This window comes from Micromonospora sp. NPDC004551 (assembly GCF_040609975.1).
In the GTDB taxonomy this organism is placed as follows: Bacteria; Actinomycetota; Actinomycetes; order Mycobacteriales; family Micromonosporaceae; genus Micromonospora.
On sequence record NZ_JBEXLM010000014.1, the window covers coordinates 36,454 to 50,344 of the forward strand.

A 13,891-nucleotide genomic window follows, 5' to 3' on the forward strand; every position below is an offset into this window, starting at 1 on the left:
CGGCGAATCTCACTGTCGGTGGCGCCCGGAAGCCATCGGACCGGATCGATTGACAGCGGCGGAACACGCTGGAAGCATCGAGCTGATCCTGGGAGCGCTCCCAGCATCCGACCCGTCCCCCTCGCACGGAAGGAACCTCCGTGACCCCATCCCGACGTCGGCTCGCCGCCCTCGCCGTGGCCACCACCCTGGCGCTCGCCGGCGGCCCCGCCGGCCCGGCCCGCGCCGAGGTGCCCCCGGACGCCCCCGAACAGCTGCGCAACGGGGACTTCAGCGCCGGCACGTCCCCCTGGTTCTCCTACGGCACGGGGGACCTCGGGGTCACCGACGGCCGGCTCTGCACCACCGTTCCCGGCGGCCTCGCCAACCCGTGGGACGCCGGCATCGGCCAGGACGCCGTGCCGCTGACCGCCGGCGCCGAGTACGCGCTCTCCTTCGACGTCTCCGCCACCCCCGGCGCGGCCGTCCGGGCGGTGCTCCAGCTCGGCAGCGCCCCCTACACGACGTACGCGAGCGTCGACGCGACCGCGACCGGCGCCGCCCGGCACGTCACCACGACGTTCACCGCCCCGGCCGACAACGCCGGCGCCCAACTGATCTTCCAGGTCGGCGGCAGCGCCGATGCGCAGACGTTCTGCCTGGACAACGTCTCGCTGCGCGGCGGCGAGGCGGCCCCGCCCTACGAGCCGGACACCGGGCCGCGGGTGCGGGTCAACCAGGTCGGCTACCTGCCCGGCGGGCCGAAGAACGCGACCGTGGTCACCGACGCCGCCGAGCCGCTGCCCTGGCAGCTGCGGTCGGCCGCGGGGACCGTGGTGGCCGGCGGGACCACCACACCGCGCGGCGTCGACCCGGCGTCCGGGCAGCCGGTGCAGACCGTCGACTTCTCCGCCTACCGCACCCCGGGCACCGGCTACACCCTGGTCGTCGACGGGGAGACCAGCCACCCCTTCGACATCTCCGGCACCCTCTACGAACGGCTGCGCGCCGACTCGCTCCAGTTCTTCTACGCCCAGCGCAGCGGCATCCCGATCGACGGCGACCTGATCGGCGCGGGCTACGCCCGCCCCGCCGGCCACCTCGGCGTGGCGCCCAACCAGGGCGACACCGACGTGCCCTGCCAGCCCGGCGTCTGCGACCACCGCCTCGACGTCCGCGGCGGCTGGTACGACGCCGGCGACCACGGCAAGTACGTGGTCAACGGCGGCATCGCCACCTATCAGCTGCTGAACGCGTTCGAGCGGACCAGGACGGCCGAGACGGCGGCCGGCGGCGCGGCGCTGGGCGACGGCACCCTGCGCGTGCCCGAGCGGGGCAACCAGGTCCCGGACGTCCTCGACGAGGCCCGCTGGGAGCTGGAGTTCCTCCTCCGCATGCAGGTGCCCGCCGGTCAGCCACTCGCCGGGATGGTGCACCACAAGGTCCACGACCGGAACTGGACCGGCCTGCCGCTCGCCCCGCAGGACGATCCGCAGCCCCGGGAACTGCACCCGCCGTCCACGGCCGCCACGCTCAACCTGGCCGCCGTGGCCGCCCAGTGCGCCCGCCTCTTCGCCCCGTACGACGCCGCGTTCGCGGCCCGCTGCGGCGCCGCCGCGAAGACCGCGTACGCGGCGGCCAAGGCCCACCCGGCCGTCTACGCCTCGGCGGCCGACGGCACCGGCGGCGGCGCGTACGACGACACGAACGTGACCGACGAGTTCTACTGGGCGGCCGTCGAGCTGTGGCTGACCACCGGCGGGCCGGCGTACCTGACCGATCTCACCGCCTCGCCGCTGCACACCGCCGACGTCTTCGCCTCCGGCGGGGCGTTCGGCTGGCAGAGCGTGGCCGCGCTGGGCCGGCTCGACCTGGCCACCGTGCCCAACGGCCTGCCGGCCGCCGAACGGACCAGGATCCGCGCCTCGGTGACCGCCGCCGCCGACCGCTACCTGGCCACGCTGCGGGACCAGGCCTACGGGCTGCCGCTGCCCGGCGCCGCCGACGCCTACGTCTGGGGCAACAACAGCAACGTCGTCAACAACGCGATCGTGCTGGCCACCGCGTTCGACCTGAGCCGGGACGCGAAGTACCGGGACGGGGCCGTGCAGAGCGCCGACTACCTGCTCGGCCGCAACGCGCTGAACATGTCCTACGTGACCGGCTGGGGCGAGCAGCACGCGCGCAACCAGCACAGCCGGATCTTCGCCCACCAGTTGAACCCGGACCTGCCGAACCCGCCGGCCGGTTCGCTGGCCGGCGGCCCGAACGCCGCGCTCCAGGACCCGTACGCGGCCAACCTGCTGGCCGGCTGTGCGCCGATGTTCTGCTACGTCGACGACATCAACTCGTACGCGACCAACGAGGTGGCGATCAACTGGAACTCGGCGCTGGCGTGGCTGGCGTCGTTCCTCGCCGACCAGGGCGACGCGTCGGCCGTGCCGGCGCCGACCTGCGCGGTCACGTACACCACCCACGGCAGCTGGCCGGACGGCTTCACCACCCAGGTGACGGTGCGCAACACCGGCCCGGCGGCCGTGAACGGGTGGAGCCTGCGGTGGGCGTTCACCGGGGACCAGCGGGTGGCGAGCTACTGGTCGGCGAAGGTCAGCCAGTCGGGAGCCACGGTCACCGCGCGGAACGAGTCATGGAACGCACGGATCGCGCCCGGCGGCACGGTCACCTTCGGCCTCAACGGGTCGACGGCCGGCGGCCCCAACCCGAACCCCGACCTGGTCACCCTGAACGGCACCGCCTGCACGGTCTCCTGACGTGGTTGTGGCGCCGGCCCTCCGGCCGGCGCCACACTTCCATGATCTCCCCCGCCCGGTACCGTCCCGGGATGGCGTACGTGTTCCTGCTGGCCGCGATCACCGCCGAGGTGATCGGCACCAGCCTGCTCAAGGCGACCGACGGCTTCACGCGGCTCTGGCCGACGCTCGGCCTCGCGGTGGCGTACCTGTCGGCGTTCGGGCTGCTCTCCCTCGCGGTGAAGGACATCCCGGTCGGGGTGGCCTACGCGATCTGGTCGGGGCTCGGCACGGCGGCCATCATGGCCATCGGCGCGGCGTTCCTGGGCGAGCCGCTGAGCGCGGCGAAGGTGGTCGGGGCCGGGCTGGTGATCGCGGGCGTGGTCGTGCTCAACCTCGGCGGGGCGCACTGATTCACAGTGGGCGTGTCGGATCGGGGCGGCGGCGTTCGTAGCAGGGGTGAACGGCGGCCCGAGGGGGCGGCCAGGCGACAGGAGACGATCCCGATGGCGCAGTACCTGATGTCCGTCCTCAACGACACGGCCAGCCTCGCCACCGAGGAGGAGATGGCCGCGATCGACGTCTTCAACGAGAAGCTCCAGGCCGATGGTCACTGGGTCTTCGCCGGCGGCCTCACGGCACCGGAGACGGCCACCGTCGTCGACGGCCGGGACGGGGACCCGGTGTTCACCGACGGGCCCTACGTGGAGTCGAAGGAACACGTCGTCGGCTTCTGGATCATCGAGGCGCCCCACCTCGACGTGGCGCTCCGGCTGGCCGCCCTCGGGTCGAAGCACTGCAACCGGAGGGTCGAGCTCCGGCCGTTCGCGGGCTGATGACCGACGTCGACGAGGTGATCACCCGGGTCCACCGCGAGGAGTGGGCCCGGCTGGTCGCGACCCTGGCCCGGCGCCTCGGGGACCTCGACGTCGCCGAGGAGATGGCCGCCGAGGCGTTCGCGACCGCCGTCGAGCGCTGGCCGGTCGACGGCGTCCCGCCGAGTCCCGGCGCGTGGCTCACCACGACCGCCCAGCGCAGGGCCATCGACCGCCTCCGGCGGGAGGTCCGGCGCGAGGAATGGCATCGGGAGGCGCTGATGCTGGCCGACACCCCGGAGCCGCTCGGCGCGGTCGACGACGACCGGCTCCGCCTCATCTTCACCTGCTGCCACCCGGCACTCGCCATGGAGGCGCGCATCGCGCTGACCCTGCGGATGGTCGGCGGCCTCACCGTGCCCGAGATCGCCCGCGCCTTCCTCGTCCAGGAGGCCGCCATGGGCCGGCGGATCACCCGCGCGAAGGTGAAGATCAAGGACGCGAGGATCCCCTACGGCGTGCCGTTACGGGAGGACATCCCGGCCCGGGTCACCGGAGTGCTCGCAGTCCTCTACCTGATCTTCAACGAGGGCTACCTGGCCTCCGACCCCGCGAAGGAGGCCATCCGCGGCGACCTGACCGCCGAGGCGATCCGGCTGACCCGGCTGGTCCGTACCCTGCTGCCGGCCGACGGCGAGGTCGCCGGGCTCCTGGCGCTGATGCTCCTGACCGAGGCGCGCCGGGCCGCGCGGGTGTCGGCGAGCGGCGAGCTCGTCGCCCTCGGCGAGCAGGACCGCGGCGCCTGGGACCGCGAGCTGATCACCGAGGGCCACGCGCTGGTCCGCGCCCGCCTCGCCACCGGCGAGGCACCGGGGCGCTACCAGATCCTCGCCGCGATCAACGCCGTCCACACCGACGCCCGCGACGTCCGGGACACCGACTGGTCGCAGATCGTCGCGCTCTACGACCACCTGGCCCGCCTCGACCCCTCGCCGATCGTGCGGCTCAACCGGGCGATCGCGGTGGCCGAGCTCGACGGGCCGGAGGTCGCGCTGGCACAGGTGGACGGCCTGCCGCTGGAGGGCTACCACGCCTACCACGCCAGCCGCGCCGACCTGCTGCGCCGGCTGGGCCGCAGCGCGGAGTCGCGGGCGGCGTACGACCGGGCGATCGAGCTGGCCGGCAACACCGCCGAGACGGCGTACCTCATCCGTCGCCGCGACCAACTGGCCGGCCGGTGAACCGCACACCGATGCGCCGACGCGGGGCCGCGGCGGTCGGCCGGATCGGCTGCCTCAGCACCAGCAAGGACCACATCGCCATGCTCACCGTCACCGGGTTCGAGGACGACACCTTCCTGGTCACCGGGCGCGTCACGGTGTGGGCCTCACCCGACGAGACGGTGTCCTGACCGGGCCGAGTAAGACGCGGACCCTTCGGGCCGACGGGCGAGCGTCGCGCGGCGAGGTGCCGTCCGGTCAGTCGACCGGCCGGCGCATGGCGATCCGGTCGGCCGGGTCCAGCCCGAGCGCCGCCTCGGCGGCCAGCAGCCCGGCCAGGCCCGGGGTCACCTCCGCTCCGGTCAGCTCGCGGAACCCGCAGCGCACGTAGTACGGCCCGTTCCACGGCACGCTGCGGAACGTGGTCAGGGTCAGCCCCGGCAGTCCCCGGCCGGCGGCCCACCCGGCCGCCTCGTCGAGCAGCCCTCGCCCGATCCCCCGCCGGGCGTACGCCGGATCGACGCTGAGCTGCTGGACGTGCGCGCAGCCGTCGACCAGGTCGAGCACCGCGAAGCCGACCGGCCGGTCCGCGCCGTCGAGCGCCACCCGGAGGCGCCCGTCGCGCTGGGCGACGGCCAGCACGTCCAGCGGCAGCGGTGGCATGTCGGCGACGTCGGACATGCCGATCTCCCGGAACGGGGCGCCGGAGGCCACCTCGATCCGCTGCACCTCGGTCAACTCCTCGGCCCGGGCGGTCCTGCTGCGCATCACGGCCCCGACCCTGGCAGAACCGGTCCGCCCGGGCGAGCGGATTACCGTCCGCCGGTGTGATCGCGGTCGCCGTGTCGGTCACCCTGCTGCTGGTGGCGACCGTGATCTACACCTTCGGCGATCTCTGGCACGGGACCGCCGGGGCGGGCCTGGCGTACGACCTGGCCCCGCCGGACGCCATCGGCGCGTACCAGGGGGTGGACGGCATGGTGGCGCTGGCGAACCGGCGGCCGGCCCGGCCGGTGGCCGGCGAGCGTCCGGCCGGGACCGTGTAGGAGCATGATCGGCATGACGGACCAGCAGACCATCGCCATCCGCCCCGGCGGGCCGGACGACGCCGCCACCGTGCTGCGGCTGCTCGACCGCGCCACGGCCTGGCTGGTGGCGCGCGGCCGGACCGGCCAGTGGGGCACCGAGCCCGCGTCGACCGACCCGCGCCGGATCGCCCAGGCGGACGCGTGGGCCGGTGGCGGCGGGCTGTATCTGGCGATGCTCGGCGACACCGCGGTGGGTGCCCTCGTGGTCGGGTCGGCCACCGACTACGTGCCGCCGCCCACCGAACCGGAGCTGTACGTGAACCTGCTGGTCACCGACCGGGCGTACGCGGGTCACGGGATCGGGGCGCGGCTGCTGGCGTACGCGGCGGAGCTGGCCCGGGAGCGCGGCCTGGGGCTGCTCCGGGTGGACTGCTACGGAGGGGACGACCGGGCGCTGGTCCGGTTCTACGAGGGCTGCGGCTTCACCGCCACCGACCGGTTCACGGTCGAGCGCCCGGGCCGGGAGCCGTGGCCCGGGCAGGTGCTGGAACGCCGCCTGGACTGACCGGTCAGCCGATCTCCTCGTCGACGAAGCACCAGCGCCAGGTCTCGCCGGGCTGGATCGACCGCATCACCGGGTGCCCGGTGGCCTCGAAGTGCTTCGTGGCGTGCTGGTACGGCGAGGAGTCGCAGCAGCCCACGTGCCCGCAGGTCAGGCAGGCCCGCAGGTGCACCCAGTCGTCGTTGCCGATGGCCACGCAGTCCGGGCACTCGGTCGTGGTCTTCGGGTCGGCGTCGCCCGCCTCGGTCAGGTGTGCGCAGCTCACTCGTCGGCCTCCTGTCGCAGCAACGACTCCTCCAGGTCCAGGTCGCGGTAGGCGCGGACCAGCACCTCCTCCGGGATCCTCCCGGAGTCGCGGGCGGCCCGGAACACCTCCCGCTCCGCGTCGATCATCTCCTGCCGCAACCGACCGTACGCCCGGGAGGGGGTCTCCCGCTCCTCGCCGCCCAGCCGTTCCCACGCCAGGTTGGTGCGGCTCTGCACCAGACCGCGCAGCCGTTCCACGACGGCGTCGGGCGCCCCGCCGGCCAGTTCCTCCAGCCGTTCCCGGGCGGCCCGGCTGGCCTGCTGCTGCACGGCGGCGGCGGAGAGCGCGTCCTGCACCGGGTCGTCCGGTGGCAGTTTCGCCGCGCGGGCCACGGCCGGCAGGGTGGCGCCCTGCGCCACCAGGGTCACCACGATCACCGCGAACGCCAGCCAGATGAACAGCTGCCGCGGGTACGCCCGGTCGTCGGCCAGGGTGAGCGGCAGCGCGAGCGCGGCGGCGAGGGTGACCACGCCGCGCATCCCGGCCCAGCCGATGACGAAGGGGACCTGCACCGGTGTCGTCGTCTCCCGGCGGCGTGCCCGGGGCACCAGCCGGCCCAGGTAGGTGGCCGGGAGGAGCCAGACGAACCGGCTCAGCACGACGGCGGCCAGCACCGCGGCGGTGATCCCCACCAGCCGGCCGGTCGGCTCGTCCAGATCCCGGAGCACCTCGGGCAGTTGCAGGCCGACCAGCAGGAACACCAGCCCCTCCAGCAGGAACTGGATCAGCCGCCAGAACGCGCCCACCTGGAGCCGCGAGGCGGCCGACATGAGCAGCGGCTGCTTGTGCCCGATGCCCAGCCCGGTCACCACCACGGCGACCACCCCGGAGGCGTGGATCTCCTCGGCGGCGAAGACCACCGCGAACGGCACGATCAGCGACAGCGCGTTGTCCAGCACCGGGTCGGTGATCCTCTTGTGCAGGGCGCCGAAGACCACCACGCCGAGCAGGCCGATGAGGATGCCGCCGCCGGCCGAGACCAGCACCTCGCGGGCGACCGCGCCGACCCCGACGTGACCGCCGGCCGCGGTGGCCGCGGCGACCGCCACCCGCAGCAGCACCAGCGCCGTGGCGTCGTTGACCAGGCTCTCGCCCTCCAGGATCGTCACGACCCGCCGGGGCAGGCCCACCCGCCGGGCCACCGCGGTGGCGGCGATCGCGTCCGGCGGCGCCACCACCGCGCCGAGGGCCAGGCAGATCGCGTACGGCAGGTCGGGCAGGATCAGGTGCACGACGGTGCCCACCACGAACGCGGTGAAGAGCACCAGCCCGACGGCGAGCAGCAGGATCGGCCGGAGGTTGAGCCGGAACGCCGGCACCGACGTCTTCAGCGCGGCCACGTAGAGCAGCGGCGGCAGGATGCCCACCAGCACCAGCTCCGGGTCGAGGCGCACCTGTGGGAAACCCGGCACGAAGGACAGGCCGAGGCCGAGCACGACCAGCAGGATCGGCGCCAGCAGGCCGAGGCGCCGGGCCAGCGCCGCGCCGAAGGTCGCGATCGCGAGAAAGACCACGACCTCGATCAGAGCTTCCATGGGGTACGAGCCTAGGCGGCCCGCCCCGGCGTGATCACGAGGCGGTACGGAGTTTCGGCAGCACCTCGGTGCCGAACGTGTCGATGAAGGCGCGCTGCTCCTGCCCGACGTGGTGCAGGGCGATCTGGTCGAAGCCCAGCGCCACGTACTCCTCCAGCCAGCCGACGTGCCGGCCGAGATCGGCGGAGACGTTGACCACCGAGGTGACCTTCTCCATCGGCACGTCCTCGCTGATCCCGTCGAAGTGGTCGGCCAGCTCCAGGTCCCAGCAGACCGGCGGCGCGAAGACGTTGCTGCGCCACTGGTCGTACGCGACGGCCTCGGCCTCGGCCTGGTCGGGCGCCCAGCTCACGTGCACCTGGAGGTGCAACGGCCCGCGCCCGCCGGCGTCCCGGTAGGCGTCGATCATCCGCCGCAGGTGCGCCACCGGCGCGTTGACCGTGATGAGGCCGTCGGCCCACTCGGCGCACCACCGGGCGGTCTCGACGCTGACCGCCGCGCCGATCAGCGCGGGCGGCTGCTCGGGCCGGGTCCACAGCTTCGCCCGGTCCACGGTGACCAGGCCCTCGTGGCTGACCTCCTCGCCGGCGAGCAGCGCCCGGATGACGTCCACGCACTCGCGCAGCCGGGCGGCGCGGACGTCCTTGCGCGGCCAGCCGGTGCCGGTGATGTGCTCGTTGCTCGCCTCGCCGGTGCCGAGCGCGGCCCAGAACCGGCCCGGGTACATGGCGGCGAGGGTGCCGATGGCCTGCGCGATGATCGCCGGGTGGTAGCGCTGGCCGGGCGCGTTGACCACACCGAACGGCAGGTTGGTGGCCTGGAGCGCGGCGCCGAGCCAGGACCAGGCGAAGCCGGAGTGGCCCTGCCGGGCGCTCCACGGCGAGAAGTGGTCCGACGACATGGCGGCGTCGAAGCCGGCCCGTTCGGCGTGGGTCACCGCCGCCAGCAGCCGGCTCGGGTGGATCTGCTCATGGGACGCGTGGAAGCCGAACACCGTCATGGGCGCTTGTCCTACCCATGACGGAGTCCGGCCAATCGCGACTACTCGGAGTGCGCCCCCGCCCCGGCGCCGGCCTCCCCCTCGCCGACCCAGACGGTCTTGGTGTTGCAGAACTCGCGCATGCCCACGGCGGACAGCTCCCGCCCGTACCCGGAGTTCTTCACCCCGCCGAACGGCAGCTCCGGATAGGACGTGGTCATGCCGTTGATGAAGACGTTGCCGGCGTCGAGGTCGACGGCGAAGCGCTCCTGCTCGGCCGGGTCGTTGGTCCACGCGTTGGAGCCCAGGCCGAAGTTCGTGCCGTTGGCCACCTCGATGGCCTCCTCGTAGGAGCCGACCCGGTAGAGGCCGGCGACCGGCCCGAACACCTCCTCGGCCCACATCCGCATGCCCGGGCGCAGGTCGGTGACGACGGTCGGCGGGTAGTACCAGCCGTCGCCGGCCGGCTTCTCGCCACCGCACAGCACGGTGGCGCCGTTGTCGACCGCGTCCTGCACCTGGGCGTGGATCTCGTCCCGGCCGCTCTCGCTCGCCAGGGGGCCGACGTCGGTGCCCCCGTCCATCGGGTCGCCGACCCGCAGGGCCGACATCCGGGCGGCGAACTTCTCGGCGAAGGCGTCGAACACGTCGGTGTGCACGATGAACCGCTTGGCGGCGATGCAGGACTGGCCGTTGTTCTGGCAGCGGGCCGTCGTGGCCACCTCGGCCGCCTTGTCGAGGTCGGCCGAGGGCATCACCACGAACGGGTCGCTGCCGCCCAGCTCCAGCACGGTCTTCTTGAGTTCCCGGCCGGCGGTCTGGGCGATCGAGCGGCCGGCCCGCTCACTGCCGGTGAGCGTGGCGGCCCGGACCCGGGGGTCGCTGAGGATCCGGTCGACCGCGTCGGAGCCGACCAGCAGGGTGGTGAAGGCGCCCTCGGGGAAGCCGGCGCGGCGGAACAGCTCCTCCAGGTAGAGGGCGGTCTGCGGAACGTTGGAGGCGTGCTTGAGCAGCCCGGTGTTGCCGGCCATGAGGGCCGGCGCGGCGAACCGCATCACCTGCCAGAGCGGGAAGTTCCACGGCATCACCGCGAGCACCGGGCCGATCGGCTGGTGGCGGACGTACGCTCGCTTCGCCTTGACCGCGGCGGCGTCGGCGGGCTCGTCGGCGAGCATCTTCGGGGCGTTCGCGGCGTAGAAGCGGCAGGCCGTGGCGCACTTGGTGACCTCAGCCTTGGCCGCCGCGTACGTCTTGCCCATCTCCGTGGTCATCAGCCGGGCGGTCTCGTCCCGCTCGGCCTCCAGCAGGTCGGCCGCGGCGATCATCCACCGGCCGCGCTCGGCGATCGTGGTCTCCCGCAACTGCCGGAAGGCCAGGTCGGCGCGGTCGATCGCGGCGTCGATCTGCTCGTCCGACATCGGGTCGTACGTCTTGAGCACCTGTCCGGTGGCGGGATTGGTGGTGGCGATGGGCATGTCGTACTCCTGTCACTCGAACAGCGAGTGCCGCACGCCCGGCTCCTCGCGGCGGCGCGCGGCGCGGCGGCGCTGGATGACGAACAGGTCGACCACGGCCACCACGGCGAGAATCGCGCAGACGACGCCCAGCCAGGTCACGCCGGCGGCGAACGCGAGCACCGCGAGGACGGTCATGATGACCAGGCCGAACAGGGCCAGGGTGAGCCGCAGGTTCAGCGCGCTGTACGCGTGGCCGACCGTGCCGCGGGCACGGCGGGGCTGTGATCGCGTCATTCCTCCGGGCTACCCCGGCACGGGCCGGGCTAACCGGCTCCCCGCACGCGGGCGGTGATCCCGCACACGAACCGGGCCCGCGCCGGATGTGCCCGGCCCGGCCGTGCGTTACACCGGTCTGCCCGGACCGGCGGAGATCCCGGCGGCGGCGGAGAGGATGGGCATGACCACGACGCATGCGGCACCGGTGACCGTCGCCGTCTCGCGGCGCGCCGACCCGGCGCGGACCGACGAGATGGTGGCGTGGATGCGGGCCGGTACGGCGCTGGCCGAGAGCTTCCCGGGTTTCCTGGGTGCCGGGTTCGTCCGCAGTGCGCCCGGGTCGCCGGAGTGGCACGTCATGTACCGCTTCGCGAACCAGGACACGCTGCGCGGCTGGGAGGACTCCCCGCAGCGGCACTGGTGGCTGACCTCGGCGCAGGGCATCGTCGAGCACACCCGGGTGGAGCGCCGCACCGGCATCGAGGGCTGGTTCGACCCGCCGGTGGACCACGTGGTCGAGACGTTCCCTGCCGGCGACGCCGAGCCGGCCACGCCGGCCGCCCCGCCGCGCTGGAAGCAGGCCGTCACCATCTGGCTGGCGTTCTTCCCGCTCAGCCTCACCGCCACCCTGCTGACCGCCCGGTTCCTCGCCGACGTGCCGCTGGCGGCGCGGACGCTGCTCATGACGCTGTGCCTGACGCCGCTCATGACCTACCTGGTGCTGCCCCGGATCACCCGGGCGCTGCACTGGTGGCTGCACCGCGAGCCGGCGCCCTGGCGGCGCTGACGCCGGTCCGCGGACCCGGCGCCGGTCGGTGCCGGGCGCCCGCGCGGCCGGCCTCGCGGACCAGGCGCGGGCGGCGGTACGCGACAGGGCCGACCTGGTCACCGTGCTGATCGGGGCGAACGACGTCTGCCGCGACGACGTCGACGACATGGCCGACGCCACGTCGACCGGCTCGCCGGCGTCGCCTGGGACGCGGCCCGCTGGGCCGACTGATCGTCCTTTTCGGGTCGGTCAGGGCCGGCGCGGGCCGGGCAGTTGGCGCGGGCCACCACGGTAGAGCGCGCGGGCCCGGTCGGCGAGATCCCTGGTGGCCGAGGAGTTGGCCCAGGTGCCCAGGATGATCGCGGCGCCGGGGATCACCTTGGCGAACATCCGCTTGGCGGCGCGCACCCCGGCCATCCGGGCCAGCCGGACGCCGAGCTGGAGCATCACCCGGCCCAGCGGCTGCTGCCCGCCCATGCCGAACAGCGCGCCGGCCCGCTCCCGGCCGGCGGCGACCCCGAGGGCCAGCCGGGCGCTCTCGGCGACCTTGTGCACCCGCTGGAGCACGAGCAGGTCGGTGGCCCGGTCGGGGTGGACCGGATCGACGCCGTACGCGGCGGCCACGTGCAGCACGAGCCGGGCCTGGGTCCAGGCCAGCACGCCCACGTCGATGACCGCGCCGGGCAACCCGGCCGCCCCGGAGACCGCGCCGGAGAGCCGGGCGTGGTTGACGAACTTGCGCACCGCCTGGTCGGCCAGCTCGTCGGCGGGGACGTCCGGCCGCTGCGCCCGCTCCCGCTCGGCCCACTGCGCCGCCTCCGGCCCGAGCCGGCGCACCGCCTCCAGGGCCAGGTGCTCAGGCGCGTACTGCGGGTCGTCCCGCATCCGGTCCCAGAGCCGGGCCGGCGGCGCCTCGGGCGCGTCGACCGGCGCGGCCGGCTTCGGGGGGACGGTGGGCTCGCCGTCGACGGGGGCGGGGTCGGTCACGAGGGGGCTCCCGGGGGTGGTTGCTGCGGGGGCGGAGCGGTCAGCGCCGGCGGGACGACAGCCGGGTGGCGAGCTGCTTGAGCTTCGCCTGGTTCTCCGGCTTGGCCAGCTCGCGCCGGCCACGGTCGACCAGCTGCTGGCCGCGAGGCGACCGCAGGAAGGTGGTGAGCCGTTGCACCAGTGACATGACGTCCTCCTGTCCGCGGTCCCCCCTCATGTGTACCCGGGACCGGCAAGTCCCTGGTACCCGGGCCCGCCCCGCGGCAACCCGGCCGCCGGTCAGCCCAGGATCTCCTTGACCACCTCGTTGGCGCTCCACTCGTGCTGGGCGTACGCGTCGGGGAACGCGGAGACCTGGACGGACTGCGCGGCGACGGTGAGCGGCAGGTCCTGCCAGCCGGGGATCTCCTCCAGCGCGGAGAGGAACGCCTTGGTGGCGTACTCCGGGTCCATCAGCTCCTCGACGGTGCCCCAGCCGCTGCTCGGGCGCTGCTGGAACAGCCCGACCGAGTCGTGGTCCCAGCCGATGGCCTGGTGCGGGTAGTTCTGCGACTCGGGCAGCACCGCGCTGGCGTAGTTGAGCAGGGTGCTCTCCTGCATGGCGGTGGCCACCGCGATGACCAGGCCGCGACGGGGCACGCCCATCTCCCGGCCGGCCTGCACGATCTTCTTGGCGTTGTTCATCTGGGTCTGGTCCAGGCCGGCGACCGGGACGATCCGGCGCGGCGTGGGCTTGGGCTTCGGCTTCGCCGTGGCGGAGGGGGTGGCCGAGGGGCTGGCGCTCGGGGTGGCCGGCGCGGTGCTCTCGCGGGCCAGGCCGCGGGAGGCGGCGTCGACGGCCGCGCGCTGGGCGATCTCGGCCGAGGCGGCCGGGCTCGGGGCGTCGCCGGCCGGGCGGGCGCCGACCTGGGTGAAGCCGCCCACCAGGCCGAGGCAGCAGACCGCGCCGGTGGCCATGGCCATCTTCGTCCGGCCGGGCCGGGCCGCGAAGGGGTTAAGGAGGGCGTCGAAGCGGGTACGCAGGGAACCACGGGCAGTGGGCTCCTCGCTGCAAGCGGTTGCCTGAACGGTCGAGGGGGTATCGTCCGAACGGTCAGCCGAGCCGTCGAGGCCGTACTGGTCGTCGAGGGTGCCGTCGTCACGCATTCGACGAGGCTAGGCAGGGCAAACCGGGATCACCCAGGCGCATCGGGTGACCCTCGTCACACTTGATGCCCGCAAACCCGG

Annotated in this window: 17 protein-coding genes and 1 pseudogene; 9 read left to right on the forward strand and 9 right to left on the reverse strand. The window is 74.0% G+C overall.

What is annotated here, in order from left to right; translation table 11 throughout:
- Positions 1-140: 140 nt before the first annotated feature.
- From ABZW14_RS18115 to ABZW14_RS18135, 5 genes are all read left to right on the forward strand, one after another.
- Positions 141-2,750, forward strand: a complete 2,610-nt coding sequence (locus ABZW14_RS18115; RefSeq protein ID WP_355347369.1) for a glycoside hydrolase family 9 protein — start codon at positions 141-143, stop codon at positions 2,748-2,750.
- Between the two features lie 71 nt (positions 2,751-2,821).
- Positions 2,822-3,142: a multidrug efflux SMR transporter gene (locus ABZW14_RS18120; RefSeq protein ID WP_355347372.1), complete on the forward strand. Its 321-nt coding sequence runs from the start codon at positions 2,822-2,824 to the stop codon at positions 3,140-3,142.
- Between the two features lie 93 nt (positions 3,143-3,235).
- Positions 3,236-3,565, forward strand: a complete 330-nt coding sequence (locus ABZW14_RS18125) for a YciI family protein (RefSeq protein ID WP_355347375.1) — start codon at positions 3,236-3,238, stop codon at positions 3,563-3,565.
- Positions 3,565-4,785, forward strand: coding sequence for a DUF6596 domain-containing protein (locus tag ABZW14_RS18130; protein WP_355347378.1), 1,221 nt, complete (start codon positions 3,565-3,567; stop codon positions 4,783-4,785). Before ABZW14_RS18125 ends, ABZW14_RS18130 begins: the two co-directional genes overlap by 1 nt.
- 11 nt (positions 4,786-4,796) lie before the next feature.
- A complete protein-coding gene (locus tag ABZW14_RS18135; RefSeq protein WP_355347381.1) occupies positions 4,797-4,955 on the forward strand; it encodes a hypothetical protein in 159 nt (52 codons plus the stop codon).
- 67 nt (positions 4,956-5,022) lie between these two features.
- Here ABZW14_RS18135 and ABZW14_RS18140 read toward each other — a convergent pair whose 3' ends face one another.
- Positions 5,023-5,532, reverse strand: a complete 510-nt coding sequence (locus ABZW14_RS18140) for a GNAT family N-acetyltransferase (protein ID WP_355347707.1) — start codon at positions 5,530-5,532, stop codon at positions 5,023-5,025.
- A 59-nt stretch (positions 5,533-5,591) separates the two neighbouring features.
- On the opposite strand from ABZW14_RS18140, the gene ABZW14_RS18145 reads away from it, so the two are divergent.
- Both ABZW14_RS18145 and ABZW14_RS18150 read left to right on the forward strand, forming a co-directional pair.
- Positions 5,592-5,810, forward strand: a complete 219-nt coding sequence (locus tag ABZW14_RS18145; protein WP_355347384.1) for a hypothetical protein — start codon at positions 5,592-5,594, stop codon at positions 5,808-5,810.
- A gap of 13 nt (positions 5,811-5,823) precedes the next feature.
- A complete protein-coding gene (locus ABZW14_RS18150; protein ID WP_355347387.1) occupies positions 5,824-6,357 on the forward strand; it encodes a GNAT family N-acetyltransferase in 534 nt (177 codons plus the stop codon).
- A gap of 4 nt (positions 6,358-6,361) precedes the next feature.
- Here ABZW14_RS18150 and ABZW14_RS18155 read toward each other — a convergent pair whose 3' ends face one another.
- Genes ABZW14_RS18155 through ABZW14_RS18175 form a run of 5 tightly spaced genes read right to left on the reverse strand, consistent with a single transcriptional unit; the run spans position 6,362 to position 10,926 of the window.
- Positions 6,362-6,619 carry a UBP-type zinc finger domain-containing protein gene (locus ABZW14_RS18155; RefSeq protein ID WP_355347390.1) on the reverse strand — a complete coding sequence of 86 codons (258 nt, stop codon included), beginning with the start codon at positions 6,617-6,619 and terminating at the stop codon, positions 6,362-6,364.
- Positions 6,616-8,196 (reverse strand): Na+/H+ antiporter, encoded by a 1,581-nt coding sequence (locus ABZW14_RS18160; RefSeq protein WP_355347393.1) that lies wholly within the window; start codon positions 8,194-8,196, stop codon positions 6,616-6,618. Before ABZW14_RS18160 ends, ABZW14_RS18155 begins: the two co-directional genes overlap by 4 nt.
- Positions 8,197-8,230: 34 nt before the next feature.
- A complete protein-coding gene (locus tag ABZW14_RS18165; RefSeq protein ID WP_355347396.1) occupies positions 8,231-9,196 on the reverse strand; it encodes a TIGR03885 family FMN-dependent LLM class oxidoreductase in 966 nt (321 codons plus the stop codon).
- Between the two features lie 41 nt (positions 9,197-9,237).
- Positions 9,238-10,650 (reverse strand): NADP-dependent succinic semialdehyde dehydrogenase, encoded by a 1,413-nt coding sequence (locus ABZW14_RS18170; protein WP_355347399.1) that lies wholly within the window; start codon positions 10,648-10,650, stop codon positions 9,238-9,240.
- 12 nt (positions 10,651-10,662) lie between these two features.
- On the reverse strand, positions 10,663-10,926 hold the full coding sequence (locus tag ABZW14_RS18175; RefSeq protein ID WP_355347402.1) for a DUF6343 family protein: 264 nt from the start codon (positions 10,924-10,926) through the stop codon (positions 10,663-10,665).
- 163 nt (positions 10,927-11,089) lie between these two features.
- Between ABZW14_RS18175 and ABZW14_RS18180 the strand changes: the two genes are divergently transcribed.
- Complete coding sequence (locus tag ABZW14_RS18180; RefSeq protein ID WP_355347405.1) at positions 11,090-11,695, forward strand: antibiotic biosynthesis monooxygenase; 606 nt, start codon at positions 11,090-11,092, stop codon at positions 11,693-11,695.
- 34 nt (positions 11,696-11,729) lie between these two features.
- Positions 11,730-11,837: pseudogene (locus ABZW14_RS18185) on the forward strand (SGNH/GDSL hydrolase family protein); the annotation flags it as partial.
- A gap of 89 nt (positions 11,838-11,926) precedes the next feature.
- Here ABZW14_RS18185 and ABZW14_RS18190 read toward each other — a convergent pair.
- The 3 genes from ABZW14_RS18190 to ABZW14_RS18200 all read right to left on the reverse strand — a co-directional run bounded on the left by ABZW14_RS18190 (position 11,927) and on the right by ABZW14_RS18200 (position 13,810).
- A complete protein-coding gene (locus ABZW14_RS18190; protein WP_355347408.1) occupies positions 11,927-12,664 on the reverse strand; it encodes an EcsC family protein in 738 nt (245 codons plus the stop codon).
- Positions 12,665-12,704: 40 nt separating this feature from the next.
- Positions 12,705-12,851 carry a hypothetical protein gene (locus ABZW14_RS18195; RefSeq protein ID WP_355347411.1) on the reverse strand — a complete coding sequence of 49 codons (147 nt, stop codon included), beginning with the start codon at positions 12,849-12,851 and terminating at the stop codon, positions 12,705-12,707.
- A 92-nt stretch (positions 12,852-12,943) separates the two neighbouring features.
- Positions 12,944-13,810, reverse strand: coding sequence for a peptidase M23 (locus ABZW14_RS18200; RefSeq protein ID WP_355347414.1), 867 nt, complete (start codon positions 13,808-13,810; stop codon positions 12,944-12,946).
- Positions 13,811-13,891 lie beyond the last annotated feature (81 nt).